Raw genomic sequence first — 21,857 nt, 5'->3', positions numbered from 1 at the left:
GCCCAGATAGTCGTTGGAGCACCAGACCACCACCTCCGAGGAGGTCCCGTCCTCACGGGTCCAGGTCGCCTTCGGGAAGGCGCCCCGGTGACGCTTCAGGTCGGCGAAGACCCGATAACGTCCCTCGGCATGAACCTGCTCAAGAGCGGTGCGAAACGCGGCCTTGTAATCCATCGACTGAATTCCGGTCGCGCGTTCGACGATCTCGCGCCGCAACCGGTCCCCTTAGCTTCGCCGGGCTTATCGCGCCGCCCGAACCTGTTGTCTACAATCCGTCATGTCGCAATCGCTCACATTTCGTGAGCGTCCGCGCAGGTTTCGTGAAGCGTCGCCATGGGTTCCCCTACGGCATTCGCCCGCGGAACATCTCCAGGATGGCCGAGAAGTCCTTTCCCCCGCCCCCCAGGCGGTCGAACAGGGCGTAGAGCCCCTCGGCCTGGGCGCCCATCGGCGCGGCGGCCCCGGACTTGGCGGCGGCTTCCTGGGCCAGCTTCAGGTCCTTGAGCATCATAGCGGTGGCGAAGCCGCCCTCGTAATCGCGATTCGACGGGGCGGCGGGCACCTGGCCCGGCCAGGGGCTGTAGTTGGACAGCGACCAGCACTGGCCCGACGACTTGGTGGCGATCTCGAAGAATCGGTCGGCGTCCAGGCCGAGTTTCTCGGCCAAAGCGAAGGCCTCGCACACCCCGATCATCGAGATGCCCAGCACCATGTTGTTGCAGATCTTGGCCGCCTGCCCCGCCCCGTGGTCGCCGGCCCGGATGACGGCGCGGGCCATGGGATCCAGCGCGCCCTCGACGGCGGCGAAGTCGCCCTCGTCGCAGCCCACCATGAAGGCCAGCGTCCCGCCCTCGGCCGCCGCCGTGCCGCCGGACACCGGGGCGTCGGCGAACCGAAAGCCCTGGGCCTTGGCCTCGGCGGCGACCGCCCGGGCGCTCTCCACATCGATGGTGGAGCAGTCGATCAGCAGGGCGCTCTTGAGCGCCTTGGGCAGGACCTCACCAGCATAGATCGCCCGGACGTGGGGTCCGGCCGGCAGCATGGTGATCACCACCTCGGCCTCGGCGACGGCCTCGCCCGCCGAGCCGGCCGCGCGGCAACCCGCCGCCACGGCCTTCTCCAGCGCCTGGGCCGACGGGTCGAAGGCCGCCACCGAATGGCCAGCCTTCGCCTGGTTGGCGGCCATGCCGCCGCCCATGTTTCCCAGACCGATGAACGCGATCCGCGTCATGGGCGCGACACTCCTCTAACGGCCCCTACTTGGGCTTGCGGAACTTGTAGATGAACTGATCTGTGTGGCCGCGCAGGGTGGGGTCGAAGACCATCTTGGTGTGGTCGTCGGTGGTGTTGCGCAGCACGGTGCTCTCGCCCTCATAGACGAAGCCGGCCGCGGCCAGCTCGCTCTTGACGATGGCCGGGTCGATCCGGTGCAGCTTGTCGGCGGTGTCCAGGGGGGCGCCGGCCACGGCCGCGTGGTCGAGCACCACATAGACCCCGCCCGGCTTCAGGGCGGCGAACACCGCCTTGTTCACCTTGGCCACGTCCAGGTTGAAGCGGGCCAGGTGCAGGTCATGGTAGTTCTGCGAGGTCCAGATCACATCGGCCTGGGTCGGCAGGGCCAGGGATTCAAAGCTCGCCTGCACCACCTTGATGTTGCCGTAGGCCGGGTCGGCGGCCACGGCGAGGATCGGGTTGGGCTTGGCGTCGGCGGGCGGATTGGCGGGCGGGGGGTTGATCACCGCGTAGACCACGCCCTTGGGGCCGACCGTCTTGGCGAAGATGCGGGTGAAATAGCCGCCGCCGGGCAGGAAGTCGGCCACGGTCTGGCCGGGCTTGATCCCGGCGAATTCGAGCATCTCGGCGGGCTTGCGGTCGGCGTCGCGCTTGGTGTCGGCTTCGGGACGGCCCGCGTCGGCCACGGCGGCGGCGACGGCGGGGGAAGGCGCGGCCTGGGCGACGCCGGTCGAGAGCGCCAGCACCGCCACGGCGGCCAGCATCAGATTGCGTGTCATCGGTTTCCTCCCAAGGTTTGTCTGTCGAGATAGCATTCGGCGCGCGCCGTCGTCTCGTTACAGTCCAGTTAGGGGCGACCAGGCCTCGCCGGAAGCCAGGGGGGCGAATATCTCGTCCAACATGGCCTCGGTGACGCCCTCCAGGGTGGCGGGATTCCACTTCGGCGCGTTGTCCTTCTCCACGATCACCGCTCGCACGCCCTCGATGAAGTCGTGGCGCTGCACCACCCGGGCGCCGATCCGGTATTCCATCTCCATGTTGTCGGCGAAGCTCGCGGCCTTGGCCCCCTGGGCCAGTTGGCGGAAGGCGACCTTGAGGGTCTGGGGCGACTTGGTGGAAAGCACCTTGAGCTGTTCGGCGGCCCAGTCGGTCCCGGCGGCCTCCAGGGCCGCGACGATGGCCTCGACGCTCTCCAGGCCGAAGATGCGGTCGATCTCGTCCTGGTGCTGGGCCAGCGGCGGTCGACCGGCGTCGCCCTCGAACTCTGTCAGCAGGGTCTCCACCGCCACCGGATCGGCCAGCAGGGCGGCCTTGAAGGCCTCAACCTGGCCGCTCGGGATGAAGTCGGTGGCGATCCCCACCAGCTCGCAGTCGGCCGCCTTCAGCCGCGCCCCGGTGAGCGCCAGCCACAGGCCGATGTGGCCCGGCATGCGCGGCAGGAACCAGCCGCCGCCGACGTCGGGGAAGAGGCCGATGCCGGTCTCGGGCATGGCGAAGGTCGTCCGCTCCGTGGCCACCCGGTACTGAGAGGGCGCGGCCAGGCCGACCCCGCCGCCCATGGTCACCCCGTCCATGATCGTCACCACCGGCTTGCGGTAGGCGAACAGCAGGTGGTTGAGGCGGTACTCCTTAAAGAAGAACTCGCGCGCCGCCTTGCCGTCGGCCGCGCCGCTCTGCGCCAACATGCGGATGTCCCCGCCGGCGCAGAAGCCGCGCTCGCCGGAATGGTCCAGCAGCACCAGGTCCACGGCCGGATCGTCTCGCCAGGCGACCAGGGCGTCGGTGAGGATCTCGCACATGTTGGTGGTGAGCGCGTGCAGCGCCTGTGGCCGGTTGAGGGTCAGGCGCCCCACGCGGCCTTCGATGCGGACCAGGACTTCACTCATTGACGCAGCAGCTCCCGGGCGATGATCACCCGCATGATCTCGTTGGTGCCTTCCAGGATCTGGTGGACCCGCAGGTCCCGCACGATCCGCTCCAGCGGGTAGTCCTTCAGATAGCCGTAGCCACCATGCAGTTGCAGGGCCTGGTTGGCGACCTCGAACCCGGCGTCGGTGGCGAAACGCTTGGCCATGGCGCAGTACTGCGTGGCCTTGGGATCGCGGGCGTCCAGGGCCGCGGCGGCCCGGCGCACCATCAGCCGGGCGGCGTCCAGCTCGGTGGCCATGTCCGCCAGCCGGAACTGCAGGGCCTGGAAGTCGGCGAGCGCCTGACCGAACTGCTTGCGGGTCTGAAGATAGTCCTTGGCCGTATCCAGGGCGAACTGCGCGCCGCCGAGCGAGCAGGAGGCGATATTGATCCGGCCGCCGTCCAGCCCGGCCATGGCGAAGCGGAAGCCCTCCCCCTCCCCGCCCAGGCGGTTGGCCTCGGCCACGCGGACCCCGTCCAGGTTGACCTGGGCCGTCGGCTGGGCGTTCCAGCCCATCTTGCGCTCCTGGGCCCCAAAGGAGACGCCCGCCTGGTCCTTCTCCACGATGAAGGCCGAGACCCCCTTGGCGCCGGCCACCCCAGTTCGGGCCATGACCAGATAGATGTCGGAGGTTCCCGCCCCGGAGATGAAGGCCTTGGACCCTGTCAGGACATAGGAATCCCCGTCCTTCTTCGCCGTGGTCGACAGGGCCGCGGCGTCGGAGCCAGAGCCCGGCTCGGTCAGGCAGTAGGAGCCGATCAGCTCCATGGTGGTCAGGCGCGGCAGGTAGCGATGGCGCAGGTCGTCGGAGCCGAACCGGTCGATCATCCACGAGACCATGTTGTGGATCGACAGGAAGGCCGCGGTCGGCACGTCGCCGTAGCTGAGCTGTTCGAAGACGATGGAGGCGTCCAGCCGGCTCAGCGCCGATCCGCCGACGTCCTCCTGCACATAGAGGCCGGCGAAGCCCAGGCCCGCGGCCTTTCGCAGCACGTCGACCGGGAAATGCCTGTCCTCGTCCCAGCGGGCCGAATGGGGCGACAGTTCCTCGGCGGCGAAGACGCGGGCGGCGTCCTCGATGGCGCGCTGGTCGTCGTTGAGGGTGAAATCCATGGGGGCCTCGAAGCGGTTGGCTTGAGGAACTCGCTCCGCTGGCGCAACCTGTCAACGATGCGGGAGTCGTGGGCATGACGGAACATCTGAGCGGGCGGGACCCGGAGGCGGCGCGCAATCTGGCGCTCATCAACTACGGCCTGCTGTTCGCCTCGATCTTCTTCGCCGGGGTTCCGGCCCTGATCGCGGTGATCATCGCCTATTCGCAGCGCGACGAGGCCCCGCCCTCGATCCGCTCGCACCACGATTTCCAGATCAAGATCTTCTGGGTGGCCTTCGCACTCACCATGGCGGCCGGCGCCTGCGGCCTGGGGGCCCTGATCAGCGGGGTCGGCGAGCTGATGGAGTTCACCCGGGTCAATGGCTGGGACGGATTCTCCACCATCAATATCGACCTCTCCCGCCTGGCCATAGACGGCCGGATCGTCGCCCTGCTGGTGGCCGCGGTGGTCTTGTCCCTGCTGGCCGGCGTCTGGCTGATCGCCGCCCCGGCCATCGGTTTTATCCGCCTGGTCTCGGCGCGAGGGATTGGCCTGACCTCGCCTGCGGCCTAAACACCCCGCCCATGACCAACGCCCATCTCGCCGCCTACCCCGCCCTGCGCCTGCGCCGCCTGCGCCAGGCCGACTGGATTCGACGCCTGGTGCGCGAGAGCGTGCTCACCCCGGCCGACCTGATCTGGTCCATGGTGGTGCATGAGGGCGAGGGCGAGATTCCGGTGGGCTCCATGCCCGGCGTGGCCCGGCTGTCGGTCAAGGAGGCCGCCAAGGCCGCCGTGGAGGCCCGCAAGCTGGGTATCCCGGCCATCGCCGTCTTCCCCCACATCGACGGCGCCAAGAAGGACGCCGCCGGAACGCTGGCGCATGATCCCAACGGCCTGGTGGCCACCGCGGTCAAGGCCATGAAGGACGCCGCGCCGGAGGTCGGGATCCTGTGCGACGTGGCCCTCGACCCCTTCACCGACCACGGCCACGACGGCCTGATCGAGAACGGCAAGATCCTCAACGACCCCACCATCGAGACCCTGGTCCGCCAGGGGATCATGCAGGCGGAAGCCGGCGCCGACATCCTGGCCCCATCGGACATGATGGACGGCCGCTGCGGCGCCTTAAGAGGGGCCCTGGAAAGCGCGGGACTCCAGGACGTTATGATCATGTCCTACGCCGCGAAATACGCCTCGGCCTTCTACGGCCCGTACCGCGAGGCCATCGGCTCGGGCAAGCTCGGGACCGGTTCGGTGGACAACCCCGGCGACAAGAAGACCTACCAGATGGACTTCGCCAATTCCGACGAGGCCCTGCGCGAGGTCGCCCTGGACATCGCCGAGGGCGCCGACATGGTCATGGTCAAGCCGGGCATGCCCTACCTCGATATCGTCCAGCGGGTGGTGGAAACCTTCGCCATGCCCACCTTCGCCTTCCAGGTCTCCGGCGAGTACGCGATGATCAAGGCCGCCACCCAGAACGGTTGGCTGGACGAGGAACGCGCCATCCTGGAAAGCCTCGGCGGCTTCAAGCGCGCCGGCGCGGCCGGCGTCATCACCTATTTCGCCCCCGTAGCGGCCCGGCTGCTGGGGGCGTGAGCCAGGTCTCCATCGTGGCGGGCCTGATCCGCGACGCCCGGGGCTGGCTGCTGACCGTCCGCAAGCAGGGGACCGGCGCCTTCATGCTGCCCGGCGGCAAGCGCGACCCCGGCGAGGACGACCTCGCGGCCTTGGCCCGCGAACTCTCCGAGGAACTGGGCTGTGTCCTGGTGGAGGCCACGGCCCTCGGCGTCTTCACCGCACCGGCCGCCAACGAGCCCGACACCCGGGTCGAGGGCGCCATCTACCACGTCACGGTCACCGGCCCCCTCGCCGCCCAGGCCGAGATCGCCGAACTGCTCTGGATCGACCCGGCCGCCCCGCCGGCCGTGCGCCTGGCGCCGCTGCTGGAAACCCAGGTCCTGCCGCGCCTCCTCTGAGGCGTCAGGCGTCGGAGACGAAGTAGCGGCTGTCGCCGCCGTGGTCCGGGAGGGTGACCATGCCCTCGAACCTCAGGCCGATCTTCTCCAACACGCGGATCGAGCCGTCGTTGTCCGGCTTGGTGATGGCCACGATCCGCCCCAGGCCCAGGGTCTTGCGCCCGTAGTCCAGCACCGCCGCCCCGGCCTCCGAGGCGTAGCCGCGCCCCGAGAACCGCTCAAGGAAGGCGTAGCCGATGTCGGGATCCTCCAGGACGTCGCGCTTGATCAGGCCGCAGATGCCCACCGGCTCGGCCGTCGCCTTCAGCCCCACCCACCACAGGCCGAAGCCCTGCTTGGCGTAGCTCGCGACCGGCCCGTCGAGGACGTAGCGCCGGGCGTCCTCCAGGCTGCGCACCTTGCGATCGCCGATGTTCCGCAGGAAGCCCGGCTCGTTGAGCAGTTCCAGGATGAAGGCGTCGTCGTCCGGCGTCAGGTGCCGCAGGAACAGCCGATCGGTCTCCAGAACCATCACCGACACGCTCCCTCCTCCTTAACCGCCCTGGCGCCCCACCAGGGATGCCCGAATATATGGACAAGTCGATTCCCACTGACAGAGCAAAGAACCGATCCGCATGGCCGACGACCGCACCGCCAGCGACAACCCGCTTCAGGAACGGATCCTTTCGATCTCCGGCGCAATGGTCGGGGTCTGCGCCACCCTGATCGGGCTGGTCAAGGTCGTGGAGCGTGGCGCCGGACTCAGTCATGTCGATGAGTACGCAGGCTGCGCGGCGGTGATCTTCGTGTTCAGCGCCGTCTTCGCCTATCTGGCCATCCGCGCGCCGCGCCGGGAAAAGATCCACGAGGCCTTCGGGACCCTCGCCGATCTGCTGTTCGTCGCCGGCCTGCTCGCCCTGGCGGGCATTTCGGTGATGTTCGCCTACGACCTGATCTAGACCGCGCGGCTGAGGAACAGGGCGAACTCCCCCTCCGAGGGCGTGCCGTCATAGAGGGTGAGGTCCAGGCCGGTCAGGGCGAATCCCAGGGCCTGATAGGCTGCCACGCCGGGTGGGTTCTGGTTGCTGGTCTCCAGCCAGACATGGCGGGCCTGCACGGCCCCGGCGTGATCCAGCACGGCGTCCATCAGTCGCCGACCGAGACCCTGACCGCGCCGCCCCGCGTCCACATAGAAATGCCAGAGCACGAGCCGCCGGTTCCAGGCCTGGAAGCCCACGGCGGCGAAGCCGACGATCCGCGCCCCGTCGACCGCCACCCAGGCTGTGTCCCAGGGGCGCCGGGGATCGTCCAGGTCGTCGAGGGCGAACCGCTTGCTCACCGTCTGCGGGACCGAGCGCAGGACGATCCCCTGCGGCCCGGCGCTCGCCGCCAGGACATTGGTGGTCTGCACGGCGGTGTCGATCGCCGCGATCCCCGCCGCGTCCTGCGGCAGGATCGCGCGCCGGATAACGGTCACGGCTTTTCGAGGCGGGCCACCAGGCTGGAGGTGTCCCAGCGGCGGCCCCCCATCTCCTGGACCTCGCCATAGAAGCCGTCGATCAGGGCGGTGGCCTCGAGCCTGGCGCCGTTGGCGGCGGCCTCGTCCAGCACCAGGCCCAGGTCCTTGCGCATCCAGTCCACCGCGAAACCGAAGTCGAACCTCCCCTCGGCCATGGTCTTCCAGCGGTTGTCCATCTGCCAGGACTGGGCCGCGCCCTTGGAGATCGCCTCATAGACCTCCAGGGGATCCAGACCCGCGCGTTTTGCGAAGTGCATGGCCTCGGCCAGCCCCTGGACCAGGCCCGCGATGGCGATCTGGTTGACCATCTTGGTGAGCTGGCCCGCGCCGGGATCGCCCATGCGGCGCACGGCCTTGGCGAAGGCCATGATCACCGGCTCGGCCCGGGCATAGGCGGCGGAATCGCCGCCGCACATGACGGTGAGCTGGCCGCTCTCGGCCCCAGCCTGGCCGCCGGACACGGGCGCATCGACGAAGAAGCGGCCGTCGCGGGCCGCCAGCTCGGCCATCTCGCGGGCGACCTTGGCCGAGGTGGTGGTGTGATCGACGACGATCCCGCCCGCCGCCATCGCCGGCAGGGCCTGGGCCGCGACGCCGCGGACGTCGTCGTCATTCCCGACGCAGAGGAAGACGATCTCGGCGTCCTTGGCGGCCTCGGCGACGGTCGATCCGGCGCGGCCGCCGTGGGCCTCGACCCAGCGCCCCGCCTTCTCCGGACTGCGGTTGAAGACGGTCACCTCGTGCCCGGCCCTGGCCAGGTGGCCCGCCATGGGAAAGCCCATCACGCCCAAGCCCACGAATGCGACCTTCATGCCCCACGTCCTTCTGAACAAACTCAACGCCATCTTAACGAGCCCCGCCGCACCTTGCGTTGGAATCAGCGTTAACCGGGTTTGAATCATGGCTGTCGGCGAAGCCCCTATCCTGATCAAGAAAATCAAGAAGGGCGGCGGCCACGCTCACCATGGCGGCGCCTGGAAGGTGGCCTATGCGGACTTCGTGACCGCGATGATGGCCTTCTTCCTGCTGATGTGGCTGATCAACACCACCAGCCCGGAGCAGAAGCGCGGCATCGCCGACTACTTCGCCCCGGCCAGCGTCTCGGAGACCACCTCCGGCTCCGGCGGCATCCTGGGCGGCACCGCGCTCGGGGAAGACGGCGCCAAGAGCGCGGGCTCGATGTCGATCATCGAGGAGATGTCCCCGGAATCGAAGAACCCCGACGACGGCAAGAGCCAGGACGCGGCCAAGTCCGTCGACGCCGAGGCCTCCACCCAGGCCATGAAGGAGGCGCTGGAGAAGCGCGAGGAGGCCGCCTTCGCCTCGGCCGCCCAGTCCCTGCGCCAGTCGCTGCAGGAGATGCCGGAACTGGCCGAGCTGTCGAAGAACATCATCATCGACCAGACCCCGGAAGGCCTGCGCATCCAGCTCGTCGACCAGGAGGGCCGCTCGCTGTTCAACGAGGGTCAGGTCCAGCCCAACGACCGCGCCAAGCTGCTGCTGCGGGCGGTGGCCAAGATCGTCAACCAGCTGCCCAACCGCATCAGCATCTCGGGCCACACCTCGGCCAGCATGAACGGGCGCAAGGCCGACACCGACTGGTCGCTGTCCTCCAGCCGCGCCGACGCCTCCCGCCGGATCCTTCAGGGCTCCGGGGTGGACGCCGACCGCATCTACCAGGTCTCCGGAAAGGCCAATTCCGAGCCGCTGTACCCGGACGACCCCACCCTCCCCGGCAACCGCCGGATCGCCATCGTGCTGCTTCGGGAAGCCCCGGTGCTGCCGCCGGATCACGGGCTCTAGGCTGTGACCTTCGGAACACTTGCGCAACCCTCCGGCATGACGCCTAATCGGGTCAGGCGCAGTGGTTCGAAAGCGATCGCAAGTCCGTGACGCAACATTTTCCGACCCGACAACTCAGGTTCTTCCTGACGGCGCCGAGCCCCTGTCCGTATCTTCCCGACCGGCATGAGCGGAAGGTCTTCGCCCACCTGCCCCTGTCGGACGGCGCCACGGTCAACGACTCGCTCACCCAGGTCGGCTTCCGCCGCTCCCAGAACATCGCCTACCGCCCAGCCTGCGAGTCCTGCTCCTCCTGCGTCTCGGCCCGCCTCCCCACCGCCGACTATGTCCTCTCCCGCTCGGAGCGGAAGACCCTGGCGCGGAACGAGGACATCGAGCGCCACCTGGTGGAGGCCGAGGCGACCATGGAGCAGTTCGATCTGCTCCGCCGCTATCTCCTGACCCGCCACGCCGACGGCGGCATGGCCGAGATGACCTGGCCCGACTATGTCGCCATGGTTGAGGACACCGCGGTCCGCACCCACATCATCGAATACCGGCTGCGCTCCAGGGACGGCGGTCCCGGCGATCTGGTCGCCTGCGCCCTGGTCGACCTGATGAGCGACGGCCTGTCCCTGGTCTACAGCTTCTACGACCCGGCCCTGACCCGCCGCAGCGTCGGCTCCTTCATCATCCTCGATCACGTGATCCAGGCCCGCCTGACCGACATGCCCTATGTCTATCTGGGCTACTGGGTCCGGGGCTCGGAGAAGATGGACTACAAGGTCCGCTTCTCCCCCATCGAGCTGCTGCGCCCCGAGGGCTGGTCCCTGATGTCGGCCCGCGACCGGCACGTCGACAAGGTCTAACGCCGCGACGGCCTGCGCCACCGCGGCGTCGCGCTTCTAGAGCGCGTCAGGCGGAAGTGGACACCGGTTCCGCCGCCCGACGCGTTCTAATGCTTTGAATCTAGACCCTTCTTTCCGTTTCAGATGAGTCCATCTGAAACGATCAGGGTCTAGAATTCCGCCGACAGGGTGAACTGGATGGTCCGGCGCGGCCCGGGCCGGAAGCTGGCTGCGGTGTTGGTGGTGGTGTTCACCGTGCCCAGATAGTCCTCGTCCAGGATGTTATCGACATTGACCCGAGCCTTGATCTGCTCGAACGGGCCTGCCCCGAAACCGTCGCCGAGGTCGAGATAGGCGTTGTAGATCGTGTAGCCGTCGGTCTTCTCGCTGTTCACGAAGTTGGTGAAGCGCGAGCTGATGTGGCGAGCTGACAGGTTGAACACCGCGCCCTCCACCGGCTCGATGGTGATCCCGCCGGTCCACAGCCACTCGGGGAAGTCGGGGACCCGCTTTCCGGCGATGGCGAAGGTGGCGAAGTTGTCCTGGAATTCGGCGATATTGTAGCTGAGGTTGGAGTTGAAATAGACCTTCCCGCCCAGGAGTTCAGGTTTCCACTGGCCGCTGAACTCCGCCCCGTGCGCCTTCACCGCGCCGACGTTCTGGTAGAAGGTCTCGGTGGTCGATGACCCCGGCACCACGGCGGCGAAGGCCTGGAGCCGGTTCTCGAAGCTGGTCTGATAGGCCACGATCGAGGCGTTGAAGGTCGGCCGATTGGCGCGGTAGCCGATCTCCCAGTTGGTGGAGGTCTCCGCCTCGGGTCCGGGCGCCAGCGGGCTGGCGGCAGAGAAGATGTCGTCGGCGCCGCGCGGCAGGGCCATGTTCTCCGAATAGGACGCGAAGATCTGGTCGCGGCTGTTGACGTCGAAGACGGCGCCCACCTGCGGCAGGAAGCTGTCCTCCCAGGTCTTGGAGATCGAGGGCTGGCGCCTGTTGATGAAGTCGGCCGGGTTGCGGTAGCCGGCGATGTTGTAGTCGACGCTCAGGCTCTTGAAGCCGAGGTCGATGTGCAGCCGCTCGTCCAGCAGGCTGAGCGTATCCTTGACGAAGAACTCCACCGTGTCCCGCGTCGAGGTGTAGTTGCGCTGCAGGTGGACCGGTTCGCTCAGCAGCGGCGCGCCGTCGGGGCTCCCGCCCACCTGGTTATAGCGCTGCTGTGTGCGGTGGTAGTCGTCGTTCTCCAGCCAGACCCCGGCCGACAGGGCGTGGATGCCGAGGTTCCAGGTCAGCTTGCCCGTCACCCCCTGGCGCGTGCCGTCCACGGTGGACAGGCCGTATTGCAGGCCCTTGGGGGCGAACAGGCCCGGGACGATCAGCCGCTCGTTGTTGTAGTTGGTGAGCGAGGTGGAATAGGCCTCCGGCGAGACGCCGTAGCCCTCCTTGGACTCGTAATAGGCGCCCAGGGTGAGGTTCAGGGCCTCGCCGATCGGGGTCTCGTAGGTCAGGCCATACAGGTGGTCCTGCCGGCTGTTCACCGCCTGCTTGTAGTACTGATTGTAGGCGGTGTTGGAGTAGGTGATCCCCGGCGAGGTGATCGACAGCACCGGCACATAGCCCAGATAGGCGAAGCTGCGCCCCGAACGCCCGAACAGGTCACCGGCCGTCCCGGCGTACTGGGCCTTGGTGATCGAAGGCGAGTCGTAGTCGAAATAGTCGTTGTGGACGGTCTGGAAGGTGATCGCCCCCTCCCCGATCTCCCAGCGCAGCTTGCCCTCATAGTGCTTGCGGTCGATGTCGCCCGGGCCGCGCCACAGGTCACCGTGGATCCAGGAGCCGCTGACATAGCCCGAGAACCCGTTGTGCTCGCCCAGATCCAGGCGGGCGAAGGTGCGCTGCAAGTTGTCGCTGCCGCGGCTGTAGCTGACCACGCCGCCGAACTCCGTGTCCGGAACCTGGGTCAGGTAGCTGACGATGGGGCCGAGCGAGGCGTAGCTCGGCAGGCCGACGTCGCCGGAGCCGGCCGAGGCGGTCACGCGGGCCAGGTTCTCGTTGTCGACATAGCGATAGATCGGGCTGCCGCCGAACTGGTCGCTGCGGCCCATGGGGATGTTGTCCAGCAGGAAGCCGATCTGCTGGAAGTTGAAGGCCCGCACCGAGACCGAGTTGCCGAACTCGTACATGCCGAGCGCGTCGTTAGCCTGGACATTGAAGCCCGGCAGGGACTCCAGCATCTTCAGGCCGGTCACCCCGGCCGGGGCCGAGAGCAGGGCCTCGCGGGTGATGGCGACGGTGGCGGTGGCCTGGTCGGCGCCGATGGCCACCGAGGCCTCCGAGACCCGGCTGCCGGTCACCACCAGTTCCTCGACCGTGCCCGAGGTCTGGGCGAGCGCCCAGCTCGGCGCGCCCAGCGCCATCGTCACGGCCGCGCCGCACATCAGCGCCCGACGGCGCAGGTTCGAAGTGTTCATCATGCTATCCCCAGCTCCCCCGTTCGGGGTGATGAGGACAGGTGGCGCAAGGGCGGCCGCCCCTCCAACCGGCGGTGTGTCGGTATGGCGACGTTTGGCCGGAATTGAACCCCAGACGCGCAGTCCCGCCCCGCGTCTGCTCCCTAGGCGGCGCCGGGGGCCTAACGCGCCCGTTCGGCGGCCTCGCCGCTGGAGGCGATCACCAGGAAGACCGAGCCCTGCAGTTCCTCCACCAGGCCGCTGATCGTGGCGCGCGGGGTGGCCGCCACCGGCGCGCCCACCGCCGGCAGCTCCGACAGCAGGTTGCGCACATAGCCGATCTTCAGGGCGTAGTTGACGTTCTGGGCGATCTCGTCCTCGCCGGCCTTGGTCATCTTGGAGATGACGATGCCCACGGCGCGGCCCTGGTCGTCGATCACCGGCCCGCCGCTGTTGCCGGAATGGATCGGCATGGAGACCTGCAGGAAACGCGCGTCGTCGCGGCGGCCGGTGGCGGCGTCGTTGCCGGCCATGGCGCTCACCTCGCCCGACGTCATCTTCAGGGTCGTGCCCAGCATGTCCGGCGCGGGATAGCCCAGGGTGAAGACGCGCTCGCCCAGCCGCGCCGGCGCGGCGCTGAAGGCGATGGCGGTGCGGGTCGGCAGGGGCTTCAGCGGCCGCAGGATAGCGATGTCATTGGCCGGATCAGCCACCACCAGCTCCGCCCGACCGACGACCTTGCCGTCGCGGGTCAGCTCCAGCAGGGTCGCGCCCTCGATCACGTGGTTGGCGGTGATGATGTAGCCCTTGGGTCCCAACCAACCGGTCCCGACGAAGGTCCCGCCCTCGTCCTCGGTGGCGACGATGTGGCTCTCGTCGCAGACATACTTGGCCACCAGTTCGGAGACGGACCCCGCCGCGTAGGTCTGGGGCTCCAGCTTTTCCTTCGGCGGCTGGAAGACCGACACCAGGGCGCCGGAGGAGTCGTAGCTGTCGGCCGACATCGTGATCAGCTCGCGGCTGCCGCAGTTGAAGACCTCGGCGATCAGTCCGGTGGCGACCATGACGCCATCGGCCAGTTTCACCGGCGCGCCGTTGTCGGCCCGCACGATGACGACCACCTGGTTGTCGCCGAGCGAGATCACGCTGTCCTCGCGGACCGAGAAGCGCGTGTTGGTCCGGGCGTCGTAGGTGATCGGGATCCAGTTGGCCTTGTCGGTCGGCCCCACCTCAAGGCTGGCCTTCAGCCCGGCGCGACGGGCGGACTCCGTGCAGATGCGATCCTGCAGGTCGTGCGCGATACTGCCCGGGGGCGGCGCGACGAACCGGTATTCCTGGGGCGACAACGTGGTCAGCTGAACCACCTTCCCCTTGTCGTCGAAATAGGTGAAGGCCGTCAGACTGAAGGTTCGGGTGCGACAGTCGTCCAGCCGCTGCATGACAGTCGTGCTGTAGCGCTTGTTGGTTCCCGCCACCTTTTGCGGCTTGGCCAGGACCTGCCGCACCATCGACTGAGTGTAACCGCCGCTCTGAACGATCGACCCCAGGTCGAGCTCGAAGCTGTTCTTGTCCGAATCTCCGGTCACCGGCGTCCAGGCCTGGGCCAGGCTCGAGCCGGCGGTGGCCAGGGCCATGACGAAGGCCGCGATTGCGATCCTGAACTTCACCCGACGCTCCCTCGGCACACCCTGAGGCTGAGCCTATCGGCGGGTGCGCGCGGCGGCAATCTCACCGTTCATCCCCAGCTGCGGGCCCTGTCCACATCGACCCAGGGCGCGCCCGACGCTAAGGTTCGGCGGTGACCGCCCCCGCCCGAAGAGACCCATAGTGCGACAGCTCCGCCTGACCCTCAGGCGCCCCGTGTCCTATTCGCGCCGCGAATTCAGCCAGGGCCCCTCCAACGCCCAGGCGATCGCGGCCCTGGACGCCTGGCCAGCCTGGCACGGCGGCTGCCTGGTCCTGGTGGGCGCGGAGGGCAGCGGCAAGACCCACCTGGCCCAGGGCTGGGCCGCCCAGGCCCGGGCGCTCGTCCTGGATCGCATCACGACCGACGTCTCCGCCGCGAACGGCCGGCCGGTCCTGGTGGAGGACGTCGACCAGGGGATCGACGCCGAGACCCTGTTTCACCTGATCAACATGGCCGGCCACGACGGCGGCAGCCTGCTGCTGACGGCCCGGTTGGCGCCGACGGCCTGGCCCGCAGAACTTCCCGACCTGCGGTCGCGGCTCAACGCCCTGCCCGTCGCCCTGATCGAGGAGCCGGACGACCAGGTTCTGGAAGGTGTCTTGAGAAAATTCTTCCGGGAGCGGAGCATTCGGCCGCCCAAGGAGGTGTTTCCCTACCTGCTACGCCGCATGCCAAGGTCGATCCCCGCGGCCCGCGAAATCGTCAAGCGTCTGGACGAGGCCGCCGACGACGAACAGCGGCCCATTTCGCGGGCGCTTGCACGACAGATTCTTGAAGATGATACGGAGAATCTTGACCTTTTCGAGGGATGACTTGAAGCCTCAAGTCGGTTGGGCCAGAACAGGTCCGATCTCCAGTTCCGGGAACGTCGACCCATGACCTATGCCGCGCCCATGCGATCCGACGGTGTCGAAGTCGCGCGCGAACCCCTGGGTCTGGACGCCGAGCTGCTGGCTTCGCCGGCCCGGTTCTTCAACCGCGAACTCTCCTGGCTGGCCTTCAACAAGCGGGTGCTGGGCGAAAGCCAGAACGCCCGCCATCCGCTGCTGGAGCGCCTGCGCTTCCTGTCGATCTCGGCCAACAACCTCGACGAATTCTACATGGTCCGGGTGGCCGGCCTGAAGGCCCAGCTCCGCGAGGGCGTGCGCGTCGTCAGCCAGGACGGCCTGACCCCGGCCGAGCAACTCGAGCGGGTCAATTCCGAGGCCGCCGACCTGATGGGCGGCCAGCAGACCCGCTGGCGCGAACTCTGCGTCGAACTCACCGGCGAGGGCCTGCACGTGGTCTCGCCCCAGGAGGTGACGCCCGCCGAGAAGGCGGCCCTGGAAGAGACCTTCGTCAGCCGCCTGTTCCCGGTCCTGACCCCGCTCGCCATCGACCCGGCCCACCCCTTCCCCTTCATCCCGAACCTGGCCTTCTCCCTGGCCCTGAAGCTGCGCCGCCAGTCGGACGGCCGCCTGCTCTACGCCCTGGTTCCGATCCCGGCCCAGGTCGCCCGGTTCTGGCAGCTTCCGGCCACGCCCTCGCGGCGGCGCAAGCCCGAGCGGCGGTTCATCTCGCTGGAGAACATGGTCTCCATCTTCCTCGACCACCTGTTCCCCGACTGCGAGATCGAGGCCCAGGGAGTCTTCCGCCTGATCCGCGATAGCGACATCGAGATCGAGGAAGAGGCCGAGGACCTGATGCGGGAGTTCGAGGCGCGCCTGAAGCAGCGCCGCCTGGGCTCGGTGGTGCGCGTCGAGATCGAACAGGCCATGCCCCAGGAGTTGCGGGACTTCATCGTCACCAACCTGCACGCCCGCCAGGACGATATCCTGATGATCGACGGCCTGCTGGGCCTCGACGAGCTGTCGCAGCTCATTCCGCCCGACCGGGCGGACCTGAAGTTCAAGGCCTTCGAGCCCCGCTTCCCCGAACGCATCCGCGACCACGCCGGCGACTGTTTCGCCGCCATCCGCGAGAAGGACATCCTGGTCCACCATCCCTTCGAGAGCTTCGACGTGGTGGTCCAGTTCCTGCGCCAGGCGGCCCGGGACCCCAATGTCCTGGCCATCAAGCAGACCCTCTACCGGACCTCCTCCGACAGCCCCATCGTCGCGGCCCTGATCGAGGCCGCCGAGAACGGCAAGAACGTCACCGCCCTGGTGGAGATCAAGGCCCGCTTCGACGAGGAGGCCAACCTCAAGTGGGCCCGCGATCTGGAGCGCGCCGGGGTCCACGTCGTCTTCGGCTTCGTGGAGTACAAGACCCACGCCAAGCTCTCGATGGTGGTCCGCAAGGAGGGCGACAACCTGCGCACCTACTGCCACTTCGGCACCGGCAACTACCACCCGGTCACGGCGCGCATCTATACCGACCTGTCGCTGTTCACCACCGACCCGGCGCTCGGCCGCGATTCAGCCCGGCTGTTCAACTACATCACCGGCTACGCCACCCCCGACCGGCTGGAGAAGCTCTCCTTCTCCCCCATCACCATGAAGCACGACCTGCTGGCCCTGATCGGCCGGGAAGTCGCCAACGCCCAGGCCGGCAAGCCCGCCGCCATCTGGGCCAAGCTCAACTCCATCGTCGACCCGGTCCTGATCGACCGCCTGTACGAGGCCAGCCAGGCCGGGGTCTCCATCGACCTCGTGGTGCGCGGCATCTGCTGCCTGCGCCCCGGCGTCGTCGGCCTGTCGGAGAACATCCGGGTCAAGTCCATCGTCGGCCGCTTCCTGGAGCATTCCCGCATCGTGGCCTTCGCCAACGGCGCGGCCATGCCCTCGGCGGAGACGCGGGTCTTCATCTCCTCGGCCGACTGGATGCCGCGCAACCTGGATCGCCGCGTGGAGTGCCTGACCCCGGTGGAGAACCCCACCGTCCACCAGCAGGTCCTGCAGCAGATCATGGTCGCCAATCTCAAGGATGAAGCGCAGAGCTGGACGCTGGACGGCGAGGGCCGCTATACCCGCGATCCGTCGTGGGACCACCCGGGCGCCTTCTCCGCGCACGAGTACTTCATGACCAATCCCAGCCTGTCGGGCCGGGGGCAGAAGGTGAAGGACATGCCGCGCGCGATCGATCATGTGGCCACGCACGGATAGTCCCCCCGGTCGCCAGGCCGCCGTCATCGACCTGGGTTCGAATTCCGTCCGTCTCGTCATCTACCGGCTGGAAGGCCGGGCGATCTGGACCGTCTTCAACGAGAAGGCCCTGGCCGGCCTCGGCCGCGACCTGACCGCCACCGGCCGGCTGTCGCCCGAGGGGATCGAGACCGCCATGGCGGCCATGCGCCGCTTCCGCGCGGTGCTGGACGGCCTCAACGCCTCGGAGATCATGGTGGTGGCCACCGCCGCCGTGCGCGAGGCCGTCGACGGCCGGGAGTTCCTGGCCCGCGTCCAGGCCGAGACCGGCCTGCGGGTGCGCATCCTCACCGGCGAGGAGGAGGCCCGATACGCGGCCCTCGGCGTCATGGCCGGTCAGCCGGACGCCAAGGGCGTGGTGGGGGACCTGGGCGGCTCCAGCCTGGAACTGATCCGCCTGGACGACGGCCAGTCCGGCGACGGCGTCACCCTGCCGCTCGGCCCCTTCGCCCTGGGCGCCCCGCGCGCCCTGGACCTCGAGCGCACGCGCAAGCGGATCGACACAGCGCTCGCGCCCCTGGACCAGAGATTCGCCACCCCGCAGTTCCAGGCCGTGGGCGGCGCCTGGCGCAACCTGGCCTTGCTGCACATGGTGATGGCCGACTACCCTCTGCGCGTCGCCCACCAGTATGAGATGACCCGCGCCGACGCCGTTGACGTGGCCCGCTTCGTCAGCCGCCAGTCCCGCGGCTCCCTGGAGCGCATCCAGGGCCTGTCCAAGAAGCGGTTCGACACCCTGCCCTATTCCGCCCTGGTGCTGGACGCCCTGATCGAGCGTCTGGGGGTCGAGAAGGTGGTGATCTCCGCCTACGGCCTGCGCGAAGGCCTGCTGCTGGAGGCCATGTCGGCGGAGGAGCGCACCCGCGATCCGCTCATCGAGGGCTGCGAGGCGCTGACCGCCGTGCGCGGCCTCTCCCACGACCTGGGCCTGGCCCTGGAGACCTGGCTGACCCGGGCCTTCGCCAAGCTGCCGCCGGTGTTCGGCGAGCGCGACCCCGTCCTCGCCGCCGCGGCCTGCCGCCTGGCCGACCTGGGCGCGCGCCTGCACCCCGACCATCGCGCCGACCTCGCCTTCGACCAGGTGCTGCGGGCCCCCATCGCCGGCATGACCCACGCCGAGCGCGCCTTCCTGGCCTGCGCCGCCTTCGCCCGCCACTCCAGCGCCCCGGTCACCCCCGAGCCCGGGACCATCGCCAAGGTGCTCTCCACCGAGCGGCGCCAACGGGCCCGGGCCCTGGGCGCCGCCGTGCGCCTGGGCTGCGACCTCTCCGGCCGCAACGCCACCCTGCTGCCCCACGCCAGCCTGGTGATCGACGACAGCCGCCTCAGCCTCACCGCCGACGAGGGCTGGCATGACATGCTGCTGGGGGAACAGACCGCCAAGCGCGCCGCCACCCTGGCCCAAGCCCTGAAACTCAAGCTCGAAATGGCCTGACCCGATGCAGCTCCTCCTCAGCGCGGCGGCCTATGAGCGGGTGAAGGCCCGGATCAGTCCCTTCGCCGGCGACCTCGACATCGTGACCCTGACCGGACCGGAGAGCTTCCAGCGGAACGGCGTCGACATCCCCGCCGGGGAGGTGGATCCCGAGATCGTCTGGACCACCCTGGACGCCTATGGCGCGGGCCAGCTGCCGGCCCTGATGGGCAGGGTCCTCAAGGGGACCAAGGCCAAGTGGATGCAGACCTTCAACGCCGGCATCGACGCCCCGGTGTTCAAGTCGGTGATGGCCAAGGGGGTGCGGCTCTCCAAGAGCAACGCCCAGGCCGTGGCGATCGCGGAATATGTCGTGGCCCACGGCCTGGCCCTGATCGTCCCCATCGACGCCCAGCGCGCACTGCAGGCGTCCCACACCTGGAAATCGACCCCCTATCGCGAGGTCAGCCAGACCCGCTGGGCCATCGTGGGCGCCGGGGCCATCGGCGCGGAGATCGCCCGGCGCATCAAGCCCTTCGGTGTCCATCTGACCGTCGTGCGCCGCAGCGACAAGGCCGATCCCCTGGCCGACGCCACCGTCACCCTGGCGGGCTTGGCCAAGATCCTGCCTCAGACCGACGTGGTGGTCCTGGCCTGTGCGCTGAACGACGAGACCCGCGACATGGCTGACGCCGCCTTCTTCGCCGCCATGAAGCCCGGCGCCATCCTGATCAATATCGGCCGAGGCGGCCTGGTGGACGAGGACGCCCTGAAGCGGGGCCTGGAGGCCGACAAGCCCGGCCACGCGGTGTTGGACGTCTTCCAGACCGAGCCCCTGCCCGCCGACCACTGGATGTGGGATCACCCCAAGGTGCGGATCAGCGCCCACACCTCCAATTCCGGCCAAGGGACGCCCGCCCGCGGCGACCAGCTGTTCGTCGACAACCTCAAGCGCTACCTGGCCGGCGAACCCCTGATCAACGAGGCCTCCCCTGCCGAGGTCGGTCTCTGACCGACCGCGCAAGAGCAAGAGGGCGACCCGTCGGTCGCCCGACATGCCGCCCTCGACCTCATGAGCGTGTGCCCGCCCCGGTTTTCCGGAAAGCGCGGTCTTGGCGCACCCGGTGGGCGAGCGGTGGGCGAGCGGTGGAAAAGCGGTGCAGGACCGGGGGACGCGGGGGGTCGAAAGGCTTGGCCGGTGGGGCGGCGAACTTATCCACCGCTTCCTGCTGGTTCAGACCTCGACGACCGTCTTGCCCACCGGGGCTAGGGAGATGATCGCCAGCTTCACGTTCTGGACCGCGAAGGGGATGCCGATGATGGTCACCGCCTGGGCGACGGCCAGCATCAGGTGGCTGAGCGCCAGGTACCAGCCCCCCAGGATGAACCACACCACGTTCATCAGGAAGCCGACGCCCCCGGTGCCCAGGTCCTCGCGGCCCGTATGAAGGTCGCGCGCCACCACCTGCCGCCCGAAGGGCCAGGCGCTGAACCCGGCGATCCGGAAGGCGGCGAAGGCCCAGGGCAGGCCGACGACGGTGATGGCCAGCAACACGCCAGACAGAATCCACAGCAGGCCCGAGAGCCAGCCGCCGAACACGAACCAAAGGAGGTTCAGCAGCAGGCGCATTATTCCGCCGCGCTGACCTTGGGCGCGCGCCGCACCTCGACCACCCGCACCCGGGCGCCGTCCAGCACCAGGGCCAGCTCGCCGCGTTTCAGCTTCAGGGCGTCCTCACCGAAGGCCTCGCGCCGCCAGCCGGTCAGGGCCGGGGTCTTGGCGTCATCGTCATTGGCGATGAGCTCGAGATCGGAAACCGTGGCGATCAGCTTCGACGCCACCCCGGCGTCCTCGGCCCGGGCCTTCAGCAGCACCTTGAGCAGCTCCACCACGGCGCCCGCCGCCGGCGAGACCGCGGTCTTGCTGCGCTCGATCACCGGGGCGTAGGCGTCGGGATCCTTCAACGCCTCCTTGATGGCGTCGATCAGGTCGGGTCCGAAGCGCGAGCCGGAGAAGCCCTTGGGCACCGAGCGAAGGCGGTCGATGGCCCCGGCGTCGGTCGGCGCCTGGGTGGCCAGTTCGTCGATGGCCTCGTCCTTGAGGATGCGGCCGCGCGGCTGGTCACGCTGCTGGGCGGTGCGCTCGCGCCATGCGGCCACGGCCTTGTAGACGGCCAGGTACTTCGAGGTGTGTCGACGCGGCTTTAGCCGCTTCCAGGCGTTCTCCGGCTCCACGTCATAGACGGCGGGATCGCAGAGATTCTGCATCTCGTCGTGAACCCAGGCCAGGCGGCCCTCTTTTTCAAGCCGCGCCTTGAGGATCGGATAGAGCGCCGCCAAGTGGGTCACGTCGGCCAGGGCGTAGGTCAGCTGAGCCTCTGTGAGGGGCCGCCGGGCCCAGTCGGTGAAGCGGCTGGACTTGTCCAACTCGATCTTCAGCATCTGTCGGACCAGGGCGTCATAGGCGATCTGCTCGCCATAGCCCGCAGCCATGCCGGCCACCTGGCTGTCGAACAGAGACTTGGGCATCGCCTTGAGATTGTTGAATATTTCGACGTCCTGCCGGGCGGCGTGGAACACCTTCACGATGCTCTCGTCCCGGAGAATCTCCAGGAACGGCTCAAGGTCCAAGCCCTCGGCCAAGGGGTCGATAACGGCTTCGGCATTCGGGGCGGCGGCCTGGATCAGACAGAGCTTGGGCCAGTAGGTCGTCTCGCGCATGAACTCGGTGTCCACGGCGACGAAAGGCTGGCCTTTGATTTTGTCACAGTACGCCGCCAGTTCGGCGGTGGTTGTAATCGGCGTCATCAATTAGCTATAGCCCCGCGCACGCCCGAGTCTGCAA

Annotated in this window: 21 protein-coding genes and 1 pseudogene; 10 read left to right on the top strand and 12 right to left on the bottom strand. The window is 68.4% G+C overall.

The window, feature by feature from the left end; all coding sequences use genetic code 11:
* From Q7T09_RS03845 to Q7T09_RS03825, 5 genes and pseudogenes are all read right to left on the bottom strand, one after another.
* Nucleotides 1–174 (bottom strand): annotated as a pseudogene (locus tag Q7T09_RS03845) (5-aminolevulinate synthase); the annotation flags it as partial.
* Between the two features lie 169 nt (nucleotides 175–343).
* Nucleotides 344–1,231 (bottom strand): 3-hydroxyisobutyrate dehydrogenase, encoded by an 888-nt coding sequence (gene mmsB / locus Q7T09_RS03840; protein WP_304697752.1) that lies wholly within the window; start codon nucleotides 1,229–1,231, stop codon nucleotides 344–346.
* 25 nt (nucleotides 1,232–1,256) lie between these two features.
* Nucleotides 1,257–2,012 carry a class I SAM-dependent methyltransferase gene (locus Q7T09_RS03835; RefSeq protein ID WP_304697751.1) on the bottom strand — a complete coding sequence of 252 codons (756 nt, stop codon included), beginning with the start codon at nucleotides 2,010–2,012 and terminating at the stop codon, nucleotides 1,257–1,259.
* 57 nt (nucleotides 2,013–2,069) lie between these two features.
* A complete protein-coding gene (locus Q7T09_RS03830; RefSeq protein WP_304697750.1) occupies nucleotides 2,070–3,119 on the bottom strand; it encodes an enoyl-CoA hydratase/isomerase family protein in 1,050 nt (349 codons plus the stop codon).
* Complete coding sequence (locus tag Q7T09_RS03825; RefSeq protein WP_304697749.1) at nucleotides 3,116–4,255, bottom strand: isobutyryl-CoA dehydrogenase; 1,140 nt, start codon at nucleotides 4,253–4,255, stop codon at nucleotides 3,116–3,118. The genes Q7T09_RS03830 and Q7T09_RS03825 overlap by 4 nt, the downstream gene beginning before the upstream one ends.
* A gap of 74 nt (nucleotides 4,256–4,329) precedes the next feature.
* Between Q7T09_RS03825 and Q7T09_RS03820 the strand changes: the two genes are divergently transcribed.
* From Q7T09_RS03820 to Q7T09_RS03810, 3 genes are read left to right on the top strand one after another with little or no spacing between them, the layout of a single operon-like run.
* Nucleotides 4,330–4,809, top strand: a complete 480-nt coding sequence (locus Q7T09_RS03820; protein ID WP_304697748.1) for a hypothetical protein — start codon at nucleotides 4,330–4,332, stop codon at nucleotides 4,807–4,809.
* An 11-nt stretch (nucleotides 4,810–4,820) separates the two neighbouring features.
* The gene (gene hemB, locus Q7T09_RS03815) at nucleotides 4,821–5,837 is read left to right on the top strand and encodes a porphobilinogen synthase (protein WP_304697746.1); all 1,017 of its coding nucleotides are present in this window, start codon (nucleotides 4,821–4,823) and stop codon (nucleotides 5,835–5,837) included.
* On the top strand, nucleotides 5,834–6,217 hold the full coding sequence (locus tag Q7T09_RS03810) for an NUDIX domain-containing protein (RefSeq protein WP_304697744.1): 384 nt from the start codon (nucleotides 5,834–5,836) through the stop codon (nucleotides 6,215–6,217). The genes hemB and Q7T09_RS03810 overlap by 4 nt, the downstream gene beginning before the upstream one ends.
* 4 nt (nucleotides 6,218–6,221) lie before the next feature.
* On the opposite strand, the gene Q7T09_RS03805 is transcribed toward Q7T09_RS03810, so the two are convergent.
* Nucleotides 6,222–6,728 carry a GNAT family N-acetyltransferase gene (locus tag Q7T09_RS03805; RefSeq protein WP_304697756.1) on the bottom strand — a complete coding sequence of 169 codons (507 nt, stop codon included), beginning with the start codon at nucleotides 6,726–6,728 and terminating at the stop codon, nucleotides 6,222–6,224.
* A 103-nt stretch (nucleotides 6,729–6,831) separates the two neighbouring features.
* On the opposite strand from Q7T09_RS03805, the gene Q7T09_RS03800 reads away from it, so the two are divergent.
* Nucleotides 6,832–7,155: a hypothetical protein gene (locus Q7T09_RS03800; RefSeq protein ID WP_304697742.1), complete on the top strand. Its 324-nt coding sequence runs from the start codon at nucleotides 6,832–6,834 to the stop codon at nucleotides 7,153–7,155.
* Here the strand turns inward: Q7T09_RS03800 and Q7T09_RS03795 are convergent.
* Together Q7T09_RS03795 and Q7T09_RS03790 are read right to left on the bottom strand one after the other, a co-directional pair.
* Nucleotides 7,152–7,673, bottom strand: coding sequence for a GNAT family N-acetyltransferase (locus tag Q7T09_RS03795; protein WP_304697740.1), 522 nt, complete (start codon nucleotides 7,671–7,673; stop codon nucleotides 7,152–7,154). The genes Q7T09_RS03800 and Q7T09_RS03795 overlap by 4 nt on opposite strands.
* Nucleotides 7,670–8,560, bottom strand: a complete 891-nt coding sequence (locus Q7T09_RS03790; RefSeq protein ID WP_304697738.1) for an NAD(P)-dependent oxidoreductase — start codon at nucleotides 8,558–8,560, stop codon at nucleotides 7,670–7,672. Before Q7T09_RS03790 ends, Q7T09_RS03795 begins: the two co-directional genes overlap by 4 nt.
* Before the next feature lie 55 nt (nucleotides 8,561–8,615).
* Here Q7T09_RS03790 and Q7T09_RS03785 point away from each other — a divergent pair, with 55 nt between their 5' ends.
* The gene (locus Q7T09_RS03785; RefSeq protein WP_304697737.1) at nucleotides 8,616–9,518 is read left to right on the top strand and encodes a flagellar motor protein MotB; all 903 of its coding nucleotides are present in this window, start codon (nucleotides 8,616–8,618) and stop codon (nucleotides 9,516–9,518) included.
* Nucleotides 9,519–9,604: 86 nt separating this feature from the next.
* The gene (locus Q7T09_RS03780; RefSeq protein WP_304697736.1) at nucleotides 9,605–10,366 is read left to right on the top strand and encodes an arginyltransferase; all 762 of its coding nucleotides are present in this window, start codon (nucleotides 9,605–9,607) and stop codon (nucleotides 10,364–10,366) included.
* Between the two features lie 149 nt (nucleotides 10,367–10,515).
* Here the strand turns inward: Q7T09_RS03780 and Q7T09_RS03775 are convergent, their stop codons facing one another.
* Entirely contained in the window at nucleotides 10,516–12,813 is a 2,298-nt protein-coding gene (locus tag Q7T09_RS03775) for a TonB-dependent receptor (protein WP_370689195.1), read from the bottom strand.
* Nucleotides 12,814–12,971: 158 nt separating this feature from the next.
* Nucleotides 12,972–14,456 (bottom strand): S1C family serine protease, encoded by a 1,485-nt coding sequence (locus Q7T09_RS03770; protein ID WP_304697735.1) that lies wholly within the window; start codon nucleotides 14,454–14,456, stop codon nucleotides 12,972–12,974.
* 193 nt (nucleotides 14,457–14,649) lie between these two features.
* On the opposite strand from Q7T09_RS03770, the gene Q7T09_RS03765 reads away from it, so the two are divergent.
* The 4 genes from Q7T09_RS03765 (at nucleotide 14,650) to Q7T09_RS03750 (ending at nucleotide 20,024) form a co-directional block, all read left to right on the top strand.
* Complete coding sequence (locus Q7T09_RS03765) at nucleotides 14,650–15,288, top strand: chromosomal replication initiator DnaA (protein WP_304697734.1); 639 nt, start codon at nucleotides 14,650–14,652, stop codon at nucleotides 15,286–15,288.
* 63 nt (nucleotides 15,289–15,351) lie between these two features.
* Nucleotides 15,352–17,559, top strand: coding sequence for an RNA degradosome polyphosphate kinase (locus tag Q7T09_RS03760; protein WP_304697733.1), 2,208 nt, complete (start codon nucleotides 15,352–15,354; stop codon nucleotides 17,557–17,559).
* Nucleotides 17,540–19,033, top strand: coding sequence for a Ppx/GppA phosphatase family protein (locus Q7T09_RS03755; protein WP_304697732.1), 1,494 nt, complete (start codon nucleotides 17,540–17,542; stop codon nucleotides 19,031–19,033). Before Q7T09_RS03760 ends, Q7T09_RS03755 begins: the two co-directional genes overlap by 20 nt.
* A gap of 4 nt (nucleotides 19,034–19,037) precedes the next feature.
* Nucleotides 19,038–20,024, top strand: a complete 987-nt coding sequence (locus Q7T09_RS03750) for an NAD(P)-dependent oxidoreductase (protein ID WP_304697731.1) — start codon at nucleotides 19,038–19,040, stop codon at nucleotides 20,022–20,024.
* Between the two features lie 222 nt (nucleotides 20,025–20,246).
* Here Q7T09_RS03750 and Q7T09_RS03745 read toward each other — a convergent pair whose 3' ends face one another.
* Both Q7T09_RS03745 and rnd read right to left on the bottom strand, forming a co-directional pair.
* Nucleotides 20,247–20,645: a YccF domain-containing protein gene (locus Q7T09_RS03745; RefSeq protein WP_304697753.1), complete on the bottom strand. Its 399-nt coding sequence runs from the start codon at nucleotides 20,643–20,645 to the stop codon at nucleotides 20,247–20,249.
* The gene (rnd, locus tag Q7T09_RS03740; RefSeq protein ID WP_304697730.1) at nucleotides 20,642–21,820 is read right to left on the bottom strand and encodes a ribonuclease D; all 1,179 of its coding nucleotides are present in this window, start codon (nucleotides 21,818–21,820) and stop codon (nucleotides 20,642–20,644) included. Before rnd ends, Q7T09_RS03745 begins: the two co-directional genes overlap by 4 nt.
* Nucleotides 21,821–21,857 lie beyond the last annotated feature (37 nt).

This window comes from Phenylobacterium sp., assembly GCF_030645195.1.
GTDB lineage: Bacteria > Pseudomonadota > Alphaproteobacteria > Caulobacterales > Caulobacteraceae > Phenylobacterium.
This window is presented reverse-complemented; position numbering and strand designations above follow the sequence as displayed.